At 72.4% G+C, this 20679-nt stretch carries 15 protein-coding genes and 2 rRNA genes (1 of these 17 only partly in view); 6 read left to right on the forward strand and 11 right to left on the reverse strand.

The window, feature by feature from the left end:
* Positions 1-11 precede the first annotated feature (11 nt).
* Positions 12-2855: a preprotein translocase subunit SecA gene (secA, locus tag LC193_RS10625; RefSeq protein ID WP_226073594.1), complete on the reverse strand. Its 2844-nt coding sequence runs from the start codon at positions 2853-2855 to the stop codon at positions 12-14.
* A gap of 136 nt (positions 2856-2991) precedes the next feature.
* Between secA and LC193_RS10630 the strand changes: the two genes are divergently transcribed.
* Positions 2992-4194 (forward strand): winged helix-turn-helix domain-containing protein, encoded by a 1203-nt coding sequence (locus LC193_RS10630; protein WP_226073595.1) that lies wholly within the window; start codon positions 2992-2994, stop codon positions 4192-4194.
* 57 nt (positions 4195-4251) lie between these two features.
* Here LC193_RS10630 and LC193_RS10635 read toward each other — a convergent pair whose 3' ends face one another.
* The 7 genes from LC193_RS10635 to mtnA all read right to left on the reverse strand — a co-directional run bounded on the left by LC193_RS10635 (position 4252) and on the right by mtnA (position 12402).
* Positions 4252-5004: a response regulator gene (locus LC193_RS10635; protein ID WP_226073597.1), complete on the reverse strand. Its 753-nt coding sequence runs from the start codon at positions 5002-5004 to the stop codon at positions 4252-4254.
* Positions 5005-5129: 125 nt separating this feature from the next.
* Complete coding sequence (gene hpf / locus LC193_RS10640) at positions 5130-5822, reverse strand: ribosome hibernation-promoting factor, HPF/YfiA family (protein WP_404819387.1); 693 nt, start codon at positions 5820-5822, stop codon at positions 5130-5132.
* A gap of 281 nt (positions 5823-6103) precedes the next feature.
* Positions 6104-6835, reverse strand: coding sequence for a ComF family protein (locus LC193_RS10645; protein ID WP_226073599.1), 732 nt, complete (start codon positions 6833-6835; stop codon positions 6104-6106).
* 175 nt (positions 6836-7010) lie between these two features.
* Entirely contained in the window at positions 7011-8837 is a 1827-nt protein-coding gene (locus LC193_RS10650) for an LpqB family beta-propeller domain-containing protein (RefSeq protein ID WP_226073600.1), read from the reverse strand.
* Complete coding sequence (mtrB, locus tag LC193_RS10655) at positions 8827-10635, reverse strand: MtrAB system histidine kinase MtrB (protein ID WP_404819388.1); 1809 nt, start codon at positions 10633-10635, stop codon at positions 8827-8829. Before mtrB ends, LC193_RS10650 begins: the two co-directional genes overlap by 11 nt.
* Before the next feature lies 1 nt (position 10636).
* Positions 10637-11314 (reverse strand): two-component system response regulator MtrA, encoded by a 678-nt coding sequence (gene mtrA / locus LC193_RS10660; RefSeq protein WP_086160249.1) that lies wholly within the window; start codon positions 11312-11314, stop codon positions 10637-10639.
* Positions 11311-12402, reverse strand: a complete 1092-nt coding sequence (gene mtnA, locus LC193_RS10665; RefSeq protein ID WP_226073601.1) for an S-methyl-5-thioribose-1-phosphate isomerase — start codon at positions 12400-12402, stop codon at positions 11311-11313. Before mtnA ends, mtrA begins: the two co-directional genes overlap by 4 nt.
* A gap of 143 nt (positions 12403-12545) precedes the next feature.
* Between mtnA and LC193_RS10670 the strand changes: the two genes are divergently transcribed.
* From LC193_RS10670 to LC193_RS10690, 5 genes are read left to right on the forward strand one after another with little or no spacing between them, the layout of a single operon-like run.
* On the forward strand, positions 12546-13748 hold the full coding sequence (locus LC193_RS10670) for a DUF7544 domain-containing protein (protein WP_226073602.1): 1203 nt from the start codon (positions 12546-12548) through the stop codon (positions 13746-13748).
* A gap of 5 nt (positions 13749-13753) precedes the next feature.
* Positions 13754-14422, forward strand: a complete 669-nt coding sequence (locus LC193_RS10675) for a DUF4129 domain-containing protein (protein ID WP_226073603.1) — start codon at positions 13754-13756, stop codon at positions 14420-14422.
* Positions 14419-15654, forward strand: coding sequence for a DUF4350 domain-containing protein (locus tag LC193_RS10680; RefSeq protein WP_226073604.1), 1236 nt, complete (start codon positions 14419-14421; stop codon positions 15652-15654). The genes LC193_RS10675 and LC193_RS10680 overlap by 4 nt, the downstream gene beginning before the upstream one ends.
* Positions 15651-16616: an AAA family ATPase gene (locus tag LC193_RS10685; RefSeq protein ID WP_226073605.1), complete on the forward strand. Its 966-nt coding sequence runs from the start codon at positions 15651-15653 to the stop codon at positions 16614-16616. Before LC193_RS10680 ends, LC193_RS10685 begins: the two co-directional genes overlap by 4 nt.
* Positions 16616-17923 carry a DUF58 domain-containing protein gene (locus LC193_RS10690; RefSeq protein ID WP_226073606.1) on the forward strand — a complete coding sequence of 436 codons (1308 nt, stop codon included), beginning with the start codon at positions 16616-16618 and terminating at the stop codon, positions 17921-17923. Before LC193_RS10685 ends, LC193_RS10690 begins: the two co-directional genes overlap by 1 nt.
* A gap of 28 nt (positions 17924-17951) precedes the next feature.
* Here the strand turns inward: LC193_RS10690 and LC193_RS10695 are convergent, their stop codons facing one another.
* From LC193_RS10695 to LC193_RS10705, 3 genes are all read right to left on the reverse strand, one after another.
* Positions 17952-18440: a MarR family winged helix-turn-helix transcriptional regulator gene (locus LC193_RS10695; protein WP_226073607.1), complete on the reverse strand. Its 489-nt coding sequence runs from the start codon at positions 18438-18440 to the stop codon at positions 17952-17954.
* 145 nt (positions 18441-18585) lie between these two features.
* Positions 18586-18702: ribosomal RNA gene (gene rrf, locus LC193_RS10700) — 5S ribosomal RNA — on the reverse strand.
* Between the two features lie 54 nt (positions 18703-18756).
* Positions 18757-20679: ribosomal RNA gene (locus tag LC193_RS10705) — 23S ribosomal RNA — on the reverse strand; it runs 1190 nt beyond the window's last position.

The raw sequence follows: 20679 nt of genomic DNA on the forward strand, positions 1-20679 counted from the left end.
TCCCGCGCCGGCTACTTCTTGCGCCGCCGGCCGCCCTTCTGCGCCTTGCGCCGCTCCGCGCGCCCCCCGGTCGCCGCACCCGCGTCCGCCTCCTCGGCGTCCGCCGTGCCCGCCGTTCCCGCCGCGAAGTCGCCCTCGACCACACCGCCCGCGCTGTCCACGCTCGGCGCGGAGAAGTGCAGCCGGTCCGCGCGCTTCGGCGCCTCCAGGCCCTTCGCCAGGATCGCGGGAGCCCCGGAACGCCCGGCGCCGGCCGGCACCGCGTCCCTCGGCTCGCCCGCGGGCTGCTTCTCCCCGCCCTGCACCGGCACCTGCTCGACCTGCCGCTCGACCTGCACCTCCAGGTTGAACAGGTAGCCGACGGACTCCTCCTTGATGCCCTCCATCATGGCGGTGAACATGTCGAAGCCCTCGCGCTGGAACTCCACCACCGGGTCGCGCTGCGCCATCGCCCGCAGCCCGATGCCCTCCTGGAGGTAGTCCATCTCGTACAGGTGCTCACGCCACTTGCGGTCCAGGACCGACAGCACGACGCGGCGCTCCAGCTCCCGCATCACCTCGGAGCCCAGCTCCTCCTCGCGCTTGTCGTACTGCGCGTGGACGTCCTCCTTGACGGACTCGACGATGAACTCGGGCGTCAGGCCGTCCCGGCCGCCCGCCTCCTCCTCAAGCTCCTCGACCGTCACCTGCACCGGGTAGAGCTGCTTGAACGCGCCCCACAGCCGGTCCATGTCCCATTCCTCGGCGAAGCCCTCCACGGTCTCCGCCCGCACGTACGCCTCGATGGTGTCGTCCATGAAGAACCGCACCTGCTCGTGCAGGTCCTCGCCCTCCAGCACGCGCTTGCGCTCGCCGTAGATGACCTCGCGCTGCCGGTTCAGCACCTCGTCGTACTTGAGGACGTTCTTGCGGATCTCGAAGTTCTGCTGCTCGACCTGCCCCTGGGCCGAGGCGATGGCGCGGGTGACCATCTTGTTCTCGATGGGGACGTCGTCGGGCACGTTCGCCATCGACATCACGCGCTCGACCATCTGCGCCTTGAACAGCCGCATCAGGTCGTCGCCCAGCGACAGGTAGAACCGGGACTCGCCCGGGTCGCCCTGCCGTCCGGAACGGCCGCGCAGCTGGTTGTCGATGCGCCGCGACTCGTGGCGCTCCGTGCCGAGCACGTAGAGCCCGCCGAGGTCCTTGACCTCCTCGAACTCCTTCTTGACCGCCTGCGCGGCCCGCTCAAGCGCCTGCGGCAGCGCCGCCGCCCACTCCTCCGCGTGCTCCACGGGGTCGAGGCCCTTGCCGCGCAGCTCGCCCTCGGCGATCTCGTCCGGGTTGCCGCCGAGCTTGATGTCCGTACCGCGGCCCGCCATGTTCGTCGCGACGGTGACGGCGCCCTTGCGGCCCGCGGAGGCCACGATCGCGGCCTCGCGCTCGTGGTTCTTCGCGTTCAGCACCTCGTGCCGCACCCCGCGCTTGTTCAGCTGCTGCGAGAGGTACTCCGACTTCTCCACCGACGTGGTGCCGACCAGTACCGGCTGGCCCTTCTCGTGCTTCTCCACGATGTCGTCGACGACCGCGGAGAACTTGGCGACCTCCGTGCGGTAGATGAGGTCGGACCGGTCCTGGCGCGCCATCGGCAGGTTGGTCGGGATGGGCACCACACCGAGCTTGTAGATCTGGTGGAACTCCGCGGCCTCCGTCATCGCCGTACCGGTCATGCCGGCCAGCTTGTCGTAGAGCCGGAAGTAGTTCTGAAGGGTGATCTTGGCGAGCGTCTGGTTCTCGTCCTTGATCTTGACGCCCTCCTTCGCCTCGATCGCCTGGTGCATGCCCTCGTTGTAGCGGCGCCCGGCCAGGATGCGGCCCGTGTGCTCGTCGACGATCACGACCTCGCCGTCGAGGACGACGTAGTCCTTGTCCTTCTTGTACAGCTCCTTGGCCTTGATGGCGTTGTTCAGGTAGCCGACCAGCGGCGTGTTCACCGACTCGTAGAGGTTGTCGATGCCGAGCCAGTCCTCGACCTTGGTGACACCCGCGTCGTGGATGGCGACGGTCCGCTTCTTCTCGTCCACGTCGTAGTCGCCGGTCTCCGGCTCCTGCCGGGTGGGCACGGCGGCCTCGCCGCGCTCCAGCCGCTTGACGAGCTTCGCGAAGTCCGCGTACCACTTCGTCGCCTGGTCGGCGGGGCCCGAGATGATCAACGGGGTCCTGGCCTCGTCGATCAGGATCGAGTCGACCTCGTCGACGACCGCGTAGTTGTGCCCGCGCTGGACCAGCTCCTCCCGCGACCACGCCATGTTGTCGCGCAGGTAGTCGAACCCGAACTCGTTGTTCGTGCCGTACGTGATGTCGCAGGCGTACTGCTCACGGCGCTTGGCCGGGGTCATGCCCGCGGTGATGCAGCCGACCGAGAGGCCGAGGAACCGGTGCACCCGGCCCATCCACTCCGAGTCGCGCTGCGCCAGGTAGTCGTTGACCGTGATGAGGTGCACGCCGTCGCCCGACAGCGCGTTCAGGTAGGTGGGCAGCGTGCCCACCAGCGTCTTGCCCTCACCGGTCTTCATCTCCGCGACGTAGCCCAGGTGGAGCGCCGCGCCGCCCATCAACTGCACGTCGTAGTGCCGCTGCCCCAGCACGCGCTTGGCCGCCTCGCGCACCGTCGCGAACGCCTCGGGCAGCAGGTCGTCCAGGCTCTCCCCGTCGGCCAGACGCTGCCGGTACTCGTCGGTCAGCGCGCGCAGCTCGGCGTCGGAGAGGTCCAGGAAGTCGTCTTCGATCGAGTTCACATCCCGGGCGATGCGCTGCAACCTGCGCAGGATCTTGCCTTCGCCTGCACGCATGATCTTGTTGAAGACGGACACGAGGGCTGGTCTCCTTGCCGGTCGGGCCGAGCGCGGTCTGGGGGAAAGCGCGGGCACAGCGAGATGGCCCCGCCGCACCGGCCATGGTATGCGAGTGCCGCGAGGAGTGTCAGTGGTCGGCTCTAGCATCCCTCTCATGACTTCCGCCGTTCTGTCTCTCTCCGCCGACGAGGCGCGCCGCATCGCCCTGCGCGCCCAGGGGCTGCTGGGCGCCCAGGACCGGGCGGCCGGCGTGCCCGGTGTGCTGCGCCGGCTCGGCGCCGTCCAGCTCGACACCATCTCGGTGCTGGCCCGCTCCCACGAGCTGCTGCCCTACGCGCGGCTCGGCGCGGTCGGCCGGCAGGCCGTGGAGGAGGCGTACTGGTCGGGGGACCGCGCGTTCGAGTACTGGTCGCACGCCGCCTGCGTGCTGCCGATCGAGGAGTGGCCGCTGTTCGCGTTCCGCCGCCGCGCCCACCGCGCGAAGCAGCGGTGGCACCACGACGTGTCGCGCGCCGCCTACGACCAGGTCCTCGCCCGGCTGCGCGCCGACGGCCCGCTGACCGCGACCGACCTGGGCGGCGCGAAGAACGGCGGCCCGTGGTGGGACTGGAGCGAGACCAAGATCGCGGTCGAACGGGCGCTGGCGCTCGGCGACGTGGTGTGCACCAGGCGGCGCGGCTGGAAGCGCGTCTACGACCTCGCCGAGCGGGCCGTTCCCGGTGCCCTGTACCACGACGACCTCACCGACGCCGAGTGCCTGCGCCGGCTCGTCGCGCAGGCCGGGGCGGCCATGGGGGTCGCCACGCAGGCCGACCTCGCCGACTACCACCGGCTCACGGCCGCGCAGGTCGAGTCCGTGGTGGCCGGCAGCGGTCTTGTCCGCGTCGAGGTGGACGGCTGGGGCCGGGCGGAGGGGCGCGGCACCGGGCACCGCGCCTGGGCCGACCCGGCGGCCCTGGCGGCGCCGCCGCGCGGGCGGCACCGCACGACGCTGCTCTCGCCCTTCGACTCGCTGATCTGGGACCGGCCGCGCACCGAGCGCGTCTTCGGCTTCACGCACCGCCTTGAGGCGTACGTGCCCAGGCCCAAGCGCGTCTACGGCTACTTCTCCATGCCGCTGCTCTCGGGCGGCCGGCTGCTCGGCCGGGTCGACCCGGCCCGCGAGGGCCGCACCCTCGTCGCACGGCACGCCGCGTTCGAGGGCGGAGCGGACCGGGCGGAGCGGGCCATACCGGCGATGGCCGAGGCCCTGGTGGAGGCCGCGGGCTGGGTGGGGTGCACGGACGTCGCCGTGGAACGCACGACGCCGGCCGAGGTGCGCGACGCGCTGACCACGCGACTGCGCCGCGTCTCCTGACGGGAGGGCCGGAGGGCCGGAGGGCCGGACGGGCCAGGGGCGGCCGTCCGGCCCCGCTCAGCCGGAGCCGAGGTCCAGGATCTTCTCCCGCATCGCGTAGACCACGGCCTCCATCCTGGAGTGCAGCTGGAGCTTCTCCAGGATGTTGCGCACGTGGTTCTTCACGGTGTTCTCGCTGATGAAGAGGTCCTTGGCGATGTCCCGGTTGTTCTTGCCCGTGGCGACGAGCTTGAGCACTTCGAGCTCGCGGTCGGTCAGCCTCGGCGCGGGCACGAGGCGGCGCTCGTCGGTGCGCTGGACCAGCGCCTTGAACTCGGTGAGCAGCTTCGCCGCCATCGACGGGCTGATCTGCGACTGGCCGTCGGCGACCGCGCGGATCGCGGCCGTCACCTCGTCCGTGGAGATCTCCTTGAGCAGGTAGCCGGTGGCACCCGCCTTGATCGCCTCGTAGAGGTCGGCCTCCTCGTCGCTGATCGTCAGCATGATGATCCGCGCGCTCGGAGCCACCTCCTTGATGGAGGTGCACGCCTCGATCCCGCCGCGGCGCGGCATCCGCACGTCCATCAGCACGATGTCGGGCAGCAGGTCGGCGGCCTTCTCCACGGCCTCGGCGCCGTCCCCCGCCTCCCCGACGACGCAGATGTCCTCCTCCTGTTCGAGGACGATCTCCAGGCCGCGCCGGAACAACTCGTGGTCGTCGACGACCAGGACCCGGATCGGCTCCCTCGGCTCTCCCTGCTCCCGGGTCGCGCCCTCCCGCTCCGCGCGGCATCCGCCCTGGGCCATCGCCGGCCCGAAGGTGTCCGCCATGGTTCCCCTCCCCCTGCCGTTCGTCACACAACCGCCACCGTCGGCAACCCCATGATTCCATGGCGATACCCCTGGCCAGACCCGTGATCCGGCCAGGGGTGCCTGACGAGGCGTCGGGCGGCGGCTCAGCCGCCGAGCGCGCCCCCGGCCTCTTCCGGCGCGACTTCCGCCAGCGGATCGGTCTCCAGGTGGATCACACCGTAGTCATAGGCGTGCCGGCGGTACACGACGCTCGGCTGCTTGCTGTCGCTGTCGACGAAGAGGTAGAAGTCGTGGCCCACCAGCTCCATCTCGTACAGGGCCTGCGCGAGCGACATGGGGGCCGCCCGGTGGGTCTTCTCCCGCACCACCAGGGGCCCGTCGCCCTCGACCACCACCGAGCCCTGCCGGCGCACCGGGGGCCGCGGCTCCTCGGGCTCCGGCGGAAGCAGCTCGCCCTGGCCGTTCAGCTGGGCGGCGTCGGGCACGACCGCGGCGACCTCGCTGGCCGGGGTGCGGTCCCGGCCGCGGCGGCAGCGGCGCTTGTCGTGCTGCCTGCGCAGTCTCGACTCCAGCTTCTCCACGGCCAGGTCCAGGGCGCCGTACGGATCGGCGGCGGCGGCCTCGGCCCGGACGACGGGACCGCGGTGACGCAAGGTGATCTCCACCCGGTCGGAGCGGTCGGCCTGACGCGGGTTGTGCTCCTTGGACACTTCCACGTCGAGGCGGGTGATCTTGCCGTCGATCCGCTGGATCTTGTCCACCTTGAGCTTCTCGGCCACGTGCCGCCGGAATCGCTCCGGCACCTCGGTCTTACGGCCCTTGACAACGATGTCCACGCAGAACTCCGTTCCCGGGCGGTCCGGGCATCGGCGGCCGGACGCGCCCTTTTGGTGCATGTGGTCCGTGGGGCGCCGGTGTCCTCGGCACCCTCCGGCCTTACAGCGGGTTGCGCCTCTCACCTCCTTCTCCCCCGGAGGTGGAACAGCACCCTTCTCAATTGCGAGGGTGAAGAACCGGAAACGATCGAAGAGCGGATGAATGTGTATGGACTTGTGCCGGACGAGTGAGTGAACTCTCTGGTACCGAACGTACCTCTACTCACTGTTGAACGTGACCCCTACCCACGCGTACCCAAAATCCACCTGATCGGGGGAACGGCGATCACGGCGGCACCGACCGGCACACCCCCGGCGGCACGCACCGCGCGTGCCGCCTCGACCAGCGTCGCCCCCGTGGTGACCAGATCGTCCACGAGCAGCACCGGTTCGTCCCGGGCGAACGCACCGGATCGCGCGGCGAACGCGCCCAGCACGTTCGTCCTGCGCCCCGCCGCGGCGAGCCCGCCCTGATCGGCGACGCTCCGCACGTGCCGCAGCACCGGCCGCACCCGCACCGCCAGTCCCTCCCGCCGCAGCCGCCCGGCGGCTGCCAGGGCGATGCCGCGCACCGGGTCGTGCCCGCGCCTGGCCACCGCGGACCGCGCCGACGGCACCGGCACCAGCGCGGGCGGACGCCCGCGCCCCGCGCCCGCCGCCACCGCGGCCAGCGCCATGGCCCGGCCCAGCGGCTTGGCCAGCGCCAGCATCCCGCGCTCCTTGTGCGCGAGCAGCACCGCGCGCGGCCCGTCGGCGTACCGCGCCGCCGCGTACACCGGGGGCAGCCCGGCCGGCTCGGGCCGGGGCCGCACCCGCCGGGCCCGACCGCCGTACAGCTCCACCCGGCACGGCCCGCAGAGCACGTCGCGCGCCGCACCGCAGCCCGCGCACCGGGCGGGGAGCGCGAGGCCGCACGCCTCGCGCCACCAGCCGAACGCCGACCTCCGCAGCCCTTCGCACACCGTTTCGCGCACGTCCCCACCCTGCCGGACCGCGCGCCGTCCGCCCATTCCCCTCACGAGGGACACCAGACCGGAAGACATCCGGACGAACCGGACATCACCCCCTTCGGACGGCGCACCGCGAACGGCCCGCGCCCCCCCGGCGTTCCGCACCCGGCGCCCCCACGGCACGCCGGGACGGCGCCCCTCAGCCGGGATACACAGGCGCCGAGCCGGGACCCGAGTCCGGCACCAGCCGCCACTGCGCGTCCTCCCGCAACTGCGCCACGTTCTCCCCGGTCTCCGCGAGCAGCGGCAGCGACTCGTCCTCGGCCGCCGCAACGCCCGTCACGTCGTGGGGCCCGGGAATCGCGGGCTCGTTCGTCGACGACCCGTCGGTCAGGACGTACTGGAGCTGCGGCACCCCGTCCACCGGCCGGCCGACGACCACAAGCCTGCTGTCGCCCGCCCAGGACGCCGCCGTCACCTCTTCGAGCTGCGGCGCGACCGTGCGCAGCCCGTCCACGGAGACGGCCGCGCCGTCCGCACCGCCGCCGTCGCGCTGGATGCGGCCGATCCGCAGCGTCGTGAAGCCGTCGCCGCTGATCAGCATCGCGACGCGGACACCGTCCGAGGCCACCCGCAGCGCCTCGATCCGCTCGTCGGCCCCGAGGCCGGCCACCGGCACCTCCTCCGCCTCGCCGGTGCCGCCCGGCAGCCGCAGCAGCCGCCCCTGCGGACCCCGGTCGGCGACCCACAGGTCGCCGAGGCCGTCCCAGCTCGGCGCGCTGAGCCCCGCGTCCTCGCCCGGCGCGCCGCTCTCCAGCACCGCCTCGCTCTCCGCGCCGCCCCGCGCGAGCGACGCCACGAACAGCACCGACCCGTCCGCCGCGACCCCCGCCGCCGCCTCACCGTCCCGGCTGACCGCCGCGCTGCGCAGCTCGGCCTCCGGCCGGCCGAGCGCGCCGCTGACCGGCCGGACCGAGGTCCCGTCCTCCACGACCGACACCAGCCGCTTCTCCCCGTCGAGGAAGTACGCGCGGGCCGCCTCCCCGTCGAGCGCGCCCGGCTCGGCCGCGTCCGCCCGGCTCACCGCGCACGACCGCGTCCCCGCGGCCGTCAGCACCCGCGCCTCCGACAGCTCGACCGAGGCCACCTCCTGCACGGTGTGCAGCAGCTGCACCGCCATGCGCTCGCACTCCGCGCGCGGCCAGTCCGCCGGCACCCCTTCGAGGCGCACCCCGAGCGCGCCCGAGTCGTCGATGGAGGGCGGCCGGTCCTCGACGAGCGAGGCGCCCGGCGGGAACGAGGTCCGCACCACCGGCTCGTACCAGGCGCTCGGCCCGTCGAGCAGCGCCCGCACCGTGTCGCCCACCGGATCGATGCGGCGGCGCACGTACACCGGGTCGGGCACCAGCACCTGGCCGCCCGCTTCGAAACGGGGCCGCTCGCGGCCGAGGTCGGCGTAGTGGAAGGTGTCCACGGAACGGTAGATGCGCCGGAAGTCGTCCTCGCCCATCACCAGGCCGTCCGGCAGCGCGTCGATCCGCCACTGCCCGTCGATCTGCGAGAGGCCGAACGTCGCCTGGTACGTGCCCGCCTCGGGCGCGTACACGTGCGAGCCGTCCACGGTCGCCAGCCGGTCGCCCGTCAGCTCCACGCGCGCCGAGTCCCGCCCCCGCACGCTGGGCAGCGGCGCCTCCGCGAGCACCGTGGTCCGCGCGAACGGGTCCCACTCCTCGGCCCGTTCCGGCGTCAGGTACTGCCGCGCCGTGTCGAAGTTGGCGTCGTCGCTGGTGAGCGCTTCGAGGAAGCCCTGAACGATCTGCTGCGGCAGCATGCCGTCCGCGGGCGGCACGCCGTACACCAGCACCTGCCCCTCGCCCTCCTGCCGCGGCGCGACGGGCACCTCCTGCACGGACCCGCTGCTCGGCATCGACGCACAGCCCGTCAGCAGCACGACCGGCGCGAGCGCCAGCGCGGCCGCCCGGTGCCCCGGCCCCCGTCGGCCTATCCGGATCAGGTCAGTTCCCATGGCCGTCCTTCCCGCCGTCCCGCCCCGGGCCCGCGGCCCCGGGCCCCGCGCCGTCCGCCTGCTCGCGACCGGCCGCGACGGACACCGGCCGCCGCGCCCGCGCGTCGTGCGGTTCGAGCGGCAGCGGCGACCCCGCCAGCGGCCCGCCCGCGCCGCGCGGCAGCGTCAGCCGGAACTGCGCCCCGCCGCCCGGCTCGCCCCACGCCTCAAGGCGCCCGCCGTGCAGGTGCGCGTCCTCCACCGCGATGGAGAGCCCGAGCCCCGTGCCGCCCGTGGTCCTCGCCCTGGCCGGGTCCGCGCGCCAGAACCGGTTGAACACCCGTTCCGCCTCGTCCGGCCGCAGCCCGATGCCGTAGTCGCGCACCGCGATGGCCACCGCCTCGCCGTCCGCGGCCGCCGCGAGCCGCACCACCACGTCCTTGCCCTCGCCGTGCTCGATCGCGTTGACGACGAGGTTGCGCACCACGCGCTCGATCCGCCGCGGGTCGACCTCGGCCACCACGGGCCGCGCCGCGCCGCGCACCAGCAGCCGCCCGCCCTTGCGTTCCGCCAGCGGCTCCGCGCCCTCGACCACGCGCTGCACGACGTCCCGCAGGTCCGTCAGCTCCGCCTCCAGGTGCGCCGCGCCCGCGTCGAACCTGCTGATCTCCAGCAGGTCGGCGAGCAGCGACTCGAACCGGTCGAGCTGGCTCAGCAGCAGTTCCGCCGACCGCGCCGTCGCGGGGTCGAAGTCACCGCGCGCCTCGTGGATGACGTCCGCCGCCATCCGCACGGTCGTCAGCGGCGTCCGCAGCTCGTGCGACACGTCGGAGACGAAACGCCGCTGCAACCGCGACAGCTCCTTCAGCTGCTGGATCTGGAGCTGGAGGTTGCGCGCCATCTTGTTGAACGACTCGCCCAGACGCGCGATGTCGTCCTCGCCGCTGACCTTCATCCGCTCCTGCAAGCGCCCGGCCGCGAGCCGTTCCGCGATCCGCGCCGCCATCCGCACCGGGGTCACGACCTGCCGCACGACCAGCCACGCGATCGCCCCGAGCAGCACCACGAGGAAGAGCCCCGCCGTGGCGATCGTCCCGGTCACCAGGCTGAGGGACTTCTCCTCCTGCGTGAACGGGAACAGGTAGTACAGCTGGTACTGGTTGCCCAGGTTGTCCGTCAGCCGCCGGCCGATGATCAGGCCCGCCTCGGACGTGCCGTCCGCGTTCACGATCGACCCGTACTGCCAGTGGACCGACCGGTCGGAGTCCACGGCCGCCCGCAGGTCCTCGGAGATGCTCCGCGGCAGGTCGAGTTCGAGCGCCTGCGACACCCGGGGCCCGCGCGGCGCGGAGAACGGCTCCTCCGCGAACGGCGCCCCCGCCAGCCGCGAGGGCATCGCCACCACGGAGAACACGCCCTGCCCGCCCGACGCCAGCTGCCCGACGAGCTCGGTCATCCAGTTGCCCGCGTCCACGGAACGCCCGGCGTTCTCACCGTTCTCACCGGCCATGCCCGCCAGGTCCTCGGCGACCGCGAAGCCGCCCTCCGCCTGGCTCTGGGCCGTCTGCCGCTTCGCTTCGAGCAGCCCGTTGCGCACCTGGCCGATCACGACCACACCGAGCACGAGCACGACCGCCATCGACAGCAGCAGCGTGCTCGCCACCACCCGCAGCTGGATGTTGCGCCGCCACAGCCGCATCAGCGACAGCAGCGGCCCACGGGCCCAGCGCCCGAATATCCGGATAGCTGGCTGCGCCCGGCTGCCCGTCGCACCCTCGGGCAGGAGCCGGGGGCTGTGCCACCACACCCGGTCGGTCACCTCAGCTCGAACCCGCCTTGTACCCCACGCCCCGCACCGTCACGACGATCTCGGGCCGCTCCGGGTCCTTCTCGACCTTCGAACGCAGCCGCTGCACATGGACGTTCACCAGCCGCGTGTCCGCCGCGTGCCGGTAACCCCACACCTGTTCGAGCAACACCTCACGCGTGAACACCTGCCACGGCTTGCGCGCCAGCGCCACCAGCAGGTCGAACTCCAGCGGCGTCAGCGAGATCGTCTGGCTGCCCCGCTTCACCGAGTGCCCCGCCACATCGATCACCAGGTCGCCGATGGCCAGCTGCTCGGGCGCCGGCTCCTCGGAACGCCGCAGCCGCGCCCTGATCCGCGCGATCAGCTCCTTCGGCTTGAACGGCTTCACGATGTAGTCGTCGGCCCCCGACTCCAGGCCCACCACCACGTCCACCGTGTCGCTCTTGGCGGTCAGCATCACGATCGGCACCCCGGACTCGCCCCGGATCAGCCGGCACACCTCGATGCCGTCCCGCCCCGGCAGCATCAGATCGAGCAGCACCAGATCCGGCTTGATCTCGCGGAAAGCGGCCAGAGCCTTGTCCCCGTCTGCGACGAACGACGGCTCGAACCCCTCCCCGCGCAGCACGATGCCGAGCATCTCCGCCAGAGCGGTGTCGTCGTCGACGACGAGTACGCGTCCCTTCATTCCCTCATCATCCCATCGTCCGATCCGGAGCCGTCGCCGCGTGACCCGGCGCATACCTCCGCGAGGTTCCCATGGTCCACGGGCGACACCACACCGCGCTCCGTCACGATCGCCGTGACCAGCTCGGGCGGCGTCACATCGAACGCCGGGTTGTACGCCCGCGCGCCCACCGGCGCCACCTGCACCCCGCGCACCTCCGTCACCTCGTGCCCCGGCCGGTGCTCGATCCGGATCGCCGCCCCGTCGGGCGTCGCGAGATCCACCGTGCTCACGGGCGCCACCACGATGAACGGCACCCCGTGGTGCCGGGCGAGCACCGCGAGCGGATAGCTGCCGATCTTGTTCGCCACCGCCCCGTCCGCCGCGATCCGGTCCGCCCCGATCAGCACCGCGTCCACCTCGCCCGCCGCGAACAGCGACCCGGCCGCGCCGTCCGCGAGCACCGCGTACGGCATGTCGTCGCGCGCCGCCTCGTACGCCGTCAGCCGCGCACCCTGCAACAACGGCCGTGTCTCGTCCACCCACAGCCGCCGCAGCCGCCCCGCCAGGTGCGCCGCCCGCACCACACCGAACGCCGTCCCGTACGCCCCGGAGATCAACGCCCCGGTGTTGCAGTGCGTGAGCAGCCGGTACCCGCCGCCAGGCAGCAGCTCACCGAGCAGCCCGAGCCCCGCGGCGGCCATCCGTTCGCTGTCCTCCGCGTCCTGCCGGTGCAGCGCCCTGGCCTCCGCGAGCGCGGCCCGCGCCGCCGCCGGCCCGTCGCCGCCCGCGGAACGGTACGCCGCCAGCGCGCGTTCCACCCCCCAGGCGAGGTTCACGGCCGTCGGCCGCGCCTCCGCCAGCTGCCGCGCCGCCTCCGTCACGTCGTAGCCGCGCGCCGCCGCGAGCGCCACCCCGTACGCCCCGGCGATGCCGAGCAGCGGCGCGCCGCGGACCACGAGCGACTGGATCGCCGCGACCAGACCCGGCACGTCCGTGCACGCCAGCTCCGCCTCCTCGGCGGGCAGCCGCGTCTGGTCGAGCAGCACGAGCACAGGGCCGTCCGGGGGCTCGGCCCAGCGCAGCGCGGGAAGTGTCGAATCAGCCATGGGGCCAGTCTGCCCGCCCGCACCCGGCGCGAGAAGCTCGGGACGCCCCGGGCCCACGCCGACGCGCCGCGAGAGGGGCCATGGCACGATGGGCTCCCAGGAATGTGACGGCACCGAAGGTGCGACGTGACCGAGGAGAGACCGTGAGCGACACGCCGGGCTGGGCGTCCCCCGGGTCCACACCACCGGAACGCGGCCCGGAGGACGGCGGTTCCGCACAGCAGCCGCAGTCCCCACCGCCGCGACAGCCCCCCTCGGCACCACCCCCGCAGCAGCCGCAGGGCTGGGGCGCTCCCCAACCCCCGCAGCAGCCCCAGGGCTGGGGAGCGCCGCGGCCCGGCCCCCAAGGCCCCGGCGGCTGGGGCGGCGGCGGCTGGCAGCCCCACCCCTTCGCCGCCAAGCCGGGAGTCATCCCCCTGCGCCCCCTGGGCGTCGGCGAGATACTCGACGGCGCGGTCTCCACCGCCCGCGCCCACTGGCGGACCGTGCTCGCGATCTCCCTCGGCATCGCGATCGTCACCCAGGTCATCGCCACCATCGCCATGCGCCTGTGGCTCAGCGACTCCTCCGGCATCGCCGCCCTTGAGGACAACCCGAACCCCACCGACGAACAGCTCCGCGACGCCCTCACCGACCTCGGCGCGTTCATCTCCGTCACCGGCCTCGTCACCATCCTCGGCAGCGTCCTGGCCACCGCGATGCTCACCATGGTCGTCAGCCGCGCCGTCCTCGGCCGCGACGTCACGTTCGCGGAGGCATGGCAGGACTCCCGCACCCGCCTGCCGCGCCTCCTCGGCCTCGTGCTGCTCGTCCCCCTGATCACCGGCCTCGCCGTGGCCCTGCCCATGCTCGTCGGCCTGCTCACCGGCAGCGGCGGCTTCACCGCCCTCGTCACCATCGGCGGCATCGTGCTCGCCGTCTGGCTCTGGGTGCTCCTCTCCCTCGCCGCCCCCGCGCTCGTCCTGGAACGCCAGGGCGTCGCCGCCGCCATGCGCCGCTCCGCGAAACTCGTCCGCGGCTCGTGGTGGCGCGTCTTCGGCATCCAGCTGCTCGTCATGGTGCTGGTCACCATGGTCGCCGGCATCATCGAGTTCCCGACCACGATGCTCGCCGGCCTCCTCACCGGCGAGGGCACCGACAGCTTCTTCGGCGGCGGCACCGACGAGCTGACCTGGAGCTACCTCACCGTCACCGGCATCGGCGCCGTCGTCGCCTCCGCCATCACCCTGCCCGTCAGCGCCGGCGTGACCGCCCTGCTCTACATGGACCAGCGCATCCGCCGCGAGGCCCTCGACATCGAACTGGCCCGCGCCGCCGGCGTCGACGGCCCCCACCGGGAGAGCTGACCGGCGTGGCGCGGCCGTGGACGGACGAGCCGGGACCGCCCGTCGTCGTGGACCGCGGCCCGGCGCGCGAGGACGCGGAACGCGAGCTGTCCCGGCAGATCTACACCGAGCACGAACCCGGCCTGTTCCGCCGCGTCTGGGACTGGCTGTGGGAACGGCTGTTCGGCATCCTCGAAGCCGCCGTGTTCGCCACCCCGGGCGGCTGGCTCGGCCTCCTGGTCATCGCCGCCGTCGTCACCGCCCTGCTCATCGCCCTCCGCCTGCGGCTCGGCGCCGTGCGCCACGCCGCGGGCGGCGCGCGCACCGGCGCCGTGTTCACCGACCGCCCGCGCACCGCCGCGGAACACCGGACCGCCGCCGAGGAGCACGCCCGCGCCGCCCGCTGGGAGCCGGCCGTGCGCGAACGCATGCGGGCCGTCGTGCGCTCCCTGGAGGAACGCGACCTCCTCGACCCGCGCCCCGGCCGCACCGCGCACGAGGCCGCCGCCGAGGCCGCCCGCCCCATGCCCGGCCTCGCCGCCCCCCTGCGCACGGCCGCCACCGCCTTCGACGCCGTCACCTACGGCGGCAGGTCCGCGGCCCCGGCCGACTACGACCAGCTCCGCGACCTCGACGACCGGCTCGCCCGCACCCGGCCCGACCTGACCGCGACCGCCACCTGGACGGCCCCATGACCACGGACACGGCCGTCTCCCCCGACGCCCGCGCCATCCTGCGCCGCGCCCGGGGCTTCGTCGCCGCCTTCGCCCTGCTGGTCGTGGCCGGCCTGGTGATCGCCCTCTTCTCCAGCGGCGACAGCGGCGTCCTCCACCCGAGGTCCGCGACGCAGAACGGCAGCCGCGCCGTCACGGAACTGCTCGCCGACCGCGGCATCGACACCACGCTCGTCACCACCGCCCGCGAGGCCGCCGCCGCGGCGGGCCGGGACAGCACCCTGCTGATCGCCCGCCCCGAGGCCCTCACCGAGGAGGCCCGCGGGATTCTCGCCCCGGCCGCCGCGGAAAGCGGCGGGCGCACCGTGCTGCTCGGCCCGGGCCAGGCCGCGCTCGACGCGTTCGCCCCCGGCGTCACCGCCGAGGCCGCCGTACCCGCCGAGGAACGCGAACCCGACTGCGCGTACGACCCCGCCCGCCGCGCCGGCAGCGCCCTCACCGGCGGCCACCGCTACGACCTCACCCGCGCCCCCGCGCTCGCCGACGCGACCGCCTGCTACCACGCCGCCGGCCTGCCGACGCTCGCCACCCTGCCCGCCACCGCCGAGGGCGGCGACACCGTCCTCGTCGGCGCCCCCGAGCTGCTCTACAACCAGTACCTCGACGAGCACGGCAACGCGTCACTCGCCCTCCAACTCCTCGGCGACCGCGCCCACCTCGTCTGGTACCTGCCGGGTCCCGACGAGGCACCGGCCGCCGACGACGAGCAGAGCCTCACCGGCCTCCTCGCCCCCGGCTGGCGCTGGGGCGCGCTGCAACTGGCCATCGCCGTCTGCCTCGCCGCCCTGTGGCGGGCCCGCCGCCTCGGCCCCGTCGTCACCGAGCCGCTGCCGGTGTCCGCGCGCGCCGCGGAGACCACCGAGGGCCACGCCCGGCTCTACCACCAGGCCGGGGCGCGCGACCGTGCGGCCGACGCGCTCCGCGCGGCCACCCGCGCGCGCCTCGCCCCGCTCGTCGGCGTGCCCCCGGCGCACACCCACACCCGGGACGCGCTGCCGGCCGCGCTCGCCGCCCACACCGGCGACAGCGCCGCCGCCGTGCACGCGCTGCTGTTCGGCCCGCCCCCGGCGGACGACCCCGCGCTGGTCCGCCTGGCCGACGACCTCGACGCGCTCGAACGCCGCGTCACCCCCCGCACCCGCGACGCCACCGGCGCCCCGCCCCTTCCGGAAGACAAGGACCGCCCCTCGTGACCGCACCGCCGCCCGAAGGCCCGCGCGCAGCCCTCGAAGCCCTGCGCACCGAGATCGGCAAGGCCGTCGTCGGCCAGGACGCGGCCGTCACCGGCCTCGTCGTCGCGCTGCTGTGCCGCGGCCACGTCCTCCTCGAAGGCGTGCCCGGCGTCGCCAAGACCCTGCTCGTGCGCACGCTGGCCACCGCACTCGACCTGGGCACCAAACGCGTGCAGTTCACGCCCGACCTGATGCCGAGCGACGTCACCGGCTCCCTCGTCTACGACGCGCGGACCGCCGAGTTCTCCTTCCAGCCCGGCCCGGTCTTCACCCACCTCATGCTGGCCGACGAGATCAACCGCACCCCGCCGAAGACCCAGGCGTCGCTCCTTGAGGCGATGGAGGAACGGCAGGTCACCGTCGACGGCACCCCGCGCCCGCTGCCTGACCCGTTCATGGTCGCCGCCACCCAGAACCCCGTCGAGTACGAGGGCACCTACCCGCTGCCCGAGGCCCAGCTCGACCGCTTCCTCCTCAAGCTCGTCCTCCCGCTGCCCGACCGGGCCCAGGAGATCGACGTCCTCACCCGGCACGCCGCGGGCTTCGACCCGCGCGACCTGGACGCCGCGGGCGTCCGGCCCGTGGCCGGCCCCGCGGAACTGGCCGCGGCCCGCACCGAGGTCGCGAAGGTCTCGCTGTCCCCCGAGGTCGCCGGGTACGTCGTCGACGTCTGCCGCGCCACGCGCGACTCGCCGTCCCTGGCGCTCGGCGCCTCGCCGCGCGGCGCCACGGCCCTGCTCGCCACCGCCCGCGCCTGGGCCTGGCTCTCGGGCCGCGACTACGTGACCCCCGACGACGTGAAGGCGCTGGCCCTGCCGACGCTGCGGCACCGCGTGCGCCTGCGGCCGGAGGCGGAGATGGAAGGCGTGACGAGCGACAGCGTCATCACCGGCCTGCTCGCCCGCGTCCCGGTCCCCCGCTGATGGCGCTGACCGGCCGCACCGCGCTCATCGCCGCGCTCGGCGCCCCGGTCGCGGGCCTGCTGCCCGGCTGGCACGGCATCCTCGCCGTCGCCGTCCCGCTGCTCCTGGCCGTCCTCGCGGACCTCGCCCTCGCGGCCCCCGTGCGCGGTCTTCGGCTGGAACGCGCCGGCGCGACCTCCGTCCGCCTCGGCGAGGACGCCGAGGTACGCCTGGCCGTCACGAACCCGTCCGGCCGGCCGCTGCGCGCGCGGCTGCGCGACGCCTGGCCCCCGAGCAGCTGGCGGCCGGGAACGCAGGTCGCCGCCTCCCGGCACCGGCTGACCGTTCCCCCGGGGGAACGGCGCCGGCTGACCACGGTGCTCTCCCCGACCCGCAGGGGCGACCACAGGCCCGTGCGGGTGACGATTCGCTCGCACGGCCCGCTCGGCCTCGCGGCCCGGCAGGGCAGCCACGCCGTGCCGTGGACCCTGCGCGTGCTGCCGCCGTTCACCAGCCGCAAGCACCTGCCCGCGAAACTGGCGCGGCTGCGCGAACTCGACGGCCGCACCACGCTGCTGACCCGCGGCGAGGGCACGGAGTTCGACAGCCTGCGGGAGTACGTGCCGGGCGACGACGTGCGCTCGATCGACTGGCGGGCCACGGCCAGGCAGTCGGCGGTGGCCGTGCGCACCTGGCGCCCGGAACGCGACCGGCACCTGCTGCTCGTGCTCGACACCGGCCGCACCTCGGCGGGCCGCGTCGGGGACGCCCCGCGCCTGGACGCGGCCATGGACGCGGCGCTGCTGCTGACGGCGCTCGCCGCACGGGCGGGCGACCGCGTCGACCTGCTGGCGTTCGACCGGGCGGTACGCGCCTCGGTCCGCGGCAGGACCGGGCAGGACACGCTGCCCGCCGCGGTCGAGGCGATGACGCGCCTTGAGCCCACGCTGGTGGAGACCGACATGCGCGCGATGTCCGCCGCGGCGCTGGCCGGCGCACCGCGCCGGTCGCTCATCGTCCTGTTCACCGGCCTCGACCGGGCGCCCGTCGAAGCCGGTCTCCTGCCCGTGCTGCCGCGGCTGACCCATCGCCACACCGTGCTGGTGGCCGCGGTCGGCGACCCCCGCGTCGCCGAGATGGCCCGCACGCGCGGCACCGTCCCCGGGGTGTACGAGGCCGCGGCAGCCGCCCAGTACGCGGCAGAACGCCGCCACACCGCGGAACGGCTGCGGCGCCACGGCGTCACCGTCGTCGAGGCCCCGCCCGAGGACCTGCCCCCGGCCGTCGCGGACGCCTACCTGTCCCTGAAGGCGGCGGGCAGGCTCTGAGGCACGGGCCACGGCGCCCCCGCGGCCGTCAGCCGAAGTCGTCGGGAACGATGCGGAGTTTGTCCGCGATGCGCGTGAGGGCCTTCTGGTCGGCGGCGCTGAGCGCGTCGAGGACGACGCGGCGTACGGCACGCACGTGCGTGGGGGCCGCCTCGCGCACGATGCCGAAGCCGGGGTCGGTGAGTTGGGCCAGGGTGTAGCGGCCGTCGGCCGGGTCGGGTGTCCGCACGACCCAGCCGCGCTGCTCACAGCGCTTGATGACGTTGGAGAGGCGCGAGAGCGACCCGCTGGCGAGGAACGCGAGCTCTCCCATCCGCAGCGTGCGCCCCCGCGCCTCGGAGAGATGACTGAGCACCAGGTACTCGAACAGGGTGAGGCCGTGCGCCTGCCGCAGCGGCGACTCCAGCTTGCCCGGCAGCAGCAGGACGAGGGACACAAGCCCCGTCCACGCCGCCTTCTCCTGCTCGTCGAGCCAACGGGGCTCCTCGTCGCCCTCGCGCTCGCCCATGCCGCTCATGGGTCCTCCCGTGCCCTCACGTCATCATTCGAAGCCATTGCCCGCACCCCACACTTTACGTGTGAACTCGCGCCCGGCATCAAGCCCGAAAAACGAATAAGGCCCGTCGCACCAGGCGACGGGCCTTACCCGCATACAACGTATTGTCCGGCGGCGTCCTACTCTCCCACACGGTCCCCCATGCAGTACCATCGGCGCTGGAGGGCTTAGCTTCCGGGTTCGGAATGTAACCGGGCGTTTCCCCTCCGCCATGACCACCGGAACCCTGAAAGGGCACCAGCCGCCGGCCGAGAATTCACAGTGGACGCGAGCATCTGAGGACAAGCCCTCGGCCTATTAGTACCGGTCAACTCCACCTGTCACCAGGCTTCCATCTCCGGCCTATCAACCCTGTCGTCTCCAGGGAGCCTTACCCCATCAAGTGGGTGGGAGTCCTCATCTCGAAGCAGGCTTCCCGCTTAGATGCTTTCAGCGGTTATCCCTCCCGAACGTAGCCAACCAGCCATGCCCTTGGCAGAACAACTGGCACACCAGAGGTTCGTCCGTCCCGGTCCTCTCGTACTAGGGACAGCCCTTCTCAAGACTCCAACGCGCACAGCGGATAGGGACCGAACTGTCTCACGACGTTCTAAACCCAGCTCGCGTACCGCTTTAATGGGCGAACAGCCCAACCCTTGGGACCAACTCCAGCCCCAGGATGCGACGAGCCGACATCGAGGTGCCAAACCATCCCGTCGATACGGACTCTTGGGGAAGATCAGCCTGTTATCCCCGGGGTACCTTTTATCCGATGAGCGACGGCGCTCCCACAAGCCACCGCCGGATCACTAGTCCCTGCTTTCGCACCTGCTCGACCCGCCAGTCTCACAGTCAAGCTCCCTTGTGCACTTACACTCACCACCTGATAACCAACCAGGCTGAGGGAACCTTTGGGCGCCTCCGTTACTCTTTAGGAGGCAACCGCCCCAGTTAAACTACCCACCAGACACTGTCCCCGATCCGGATCACGGACCCAGGTTAGACATCCAGCACGATCAGAGTGGTATTTCAACAACGACTCCACCCAGGCTGGCGCCCGAGCTTCACAGTCTCCCACCTATCCTACACAAACCGAACCGAACACCAATATCAAGCTATAGTAAAGGTCCCGGGGTCTTTCCGTCCTGCTGCGCGAAACGAGCATCTTTACTCGTACTGCAATTTCACCGGGCCTATGGTTGAGACAGCCGAGAAGTCGTTACGCCATTCGTGCAGGTCGGAACTTACCCGACAAGGAATTTCGCTACCTTAGGATGGTTATAGTTACCACCGCCGTTTACTGGCGCTTAAGTTCCCAGCTTCGCCATCCCGAAAGACAGCTAACCAGTCCCCTTAACGTTCCAGCACCGGGCAGGCGTCAGTCCGTATACATCGCCTTACAGCTTCGCACGGACCTGTGTTTTTAGTAAACAGTCGCTTCTCGCTGGTCTCTGCGGCCACCCCCAGCTCCAGGCGTAAAGCCCATCACCAGAAGCGGCCCCCCTTCTCCCGAAGTTACGGGGGCAATTTGCCGAGTTCCTTAACCATAGTTCACCCGAACGCCTCGGTATACTCTACCTGACTACCTGAGTCGGTTTCGGGTACGGGCCACCATGAAACATCGCTAGAGGCTTTTCTCGACAGCATAGGATCGTCCACTTCACCACAATCGGCTCGGCATCAGGTCTCACCCTCATGTCGCACGGATTTACCTGCACGACGGGCCACACCCTTACCCCGGGACAACCACCGCCCGGGCTGGACTACCTTCCTGCGTCACCCCATCACTCACCTACTACCCCCTCGGGTCACCGGCTCCACCACTCCCAGAAGTGTCAAAGACACCACCAGGCGGCTTCACGGGCTTAGCATCAGAAGATTCAGCGCTTGCGCTCCACGGCGGGTACCGGAATATCAACCGGTTGTCCATCGACTACGCCTGTCGGCCTCGCCTTAGGTCCCGACTTACCCTGGGCAGATCAGCTTGACCCAGGAACCCTTAGTCAATCGGCGCACACGTTTCCCACGTGTGAATCGCTACTCATGCCTGCATTCTCACTCGTGAACCGTCCACAACACGCTTCCGCGGCTGCTTCACCCAGCACACGACGCTCCCCTACCCACCACACACAAGGTGCGGCGACACGACTTCGGCGGTGTACTTGAGCCCCGCTACATTATCGGCGCAGAATCACTCGACCAGTGAGCTATTACGCACTCT

This window comes from Streptomyces marincola, from assembly GCF_020410765.1.
Classification (GTDB): Bacteria; Actinomycetota; Actinomycetes; order Streptomycetales; family Streptomycetaceae; genus Streptomyces; species Streptomyces marincola.

Bases quoted from the DNA above. Each gene is read 5' to 3' on its own strand.
- LC193_RS10630 (WP_226073595.1), top strand. From the start codon at position 2,992: ATGACTTCCGCCGTTCTGTCTCTCTCCGCCGACGAGGCGCGCCGCATC.
- LC193_RS10635 (WP_226073597.1), bottom strand. From the start codon at position 5,004: ATGGCGGACACCTTCGGGCCGGCGATGGCCCAGGGCGGATGCCGCGCG.
- LC193_RS10650 (WP_226073600.1), bottom strand. From the start codon at position 8,837: ATGGGAACTGACCTGATCCGGATAGGCCGACGGGGGCCGGGGCACCGG.
- mtrA (WP_086160249.1), bottom strand. From the start codon at position 11,314: ATGAAGGGACGCGTACTCGTCGTCGACGACGACACCGCTCTGGCGGAG.
- mtnA (WP_226073601.1), bottom strand. From the start codon at position 12,402: ATGGCTGATTCGACACTTCCCGCGCTGCGCTGGGCCGAGCCCCCGGAC.
- LC193_RS10680 (WP_226073604.1), top strand. From the start codon at position 14,419: ATGACCACGGACACGGCCGTCTCCCCCGACGCCCGCGCCATCCTGCGC.
- LC193_RS10690 (WP_226073606.1), top strand. From the start codon at position 16,616: ATGGCGCTGACCGGCCGCACCGCGCTCATCGCCGCGCTCGGCGCCCCG.
- LC193_RS10695 (WP_226073607.1), bottom strand. From the start codon at position 18,440: ATGAGCGGCATGGGCGAGCGCGAGGGCGACGAGGAGCCCCGTTGGCTC.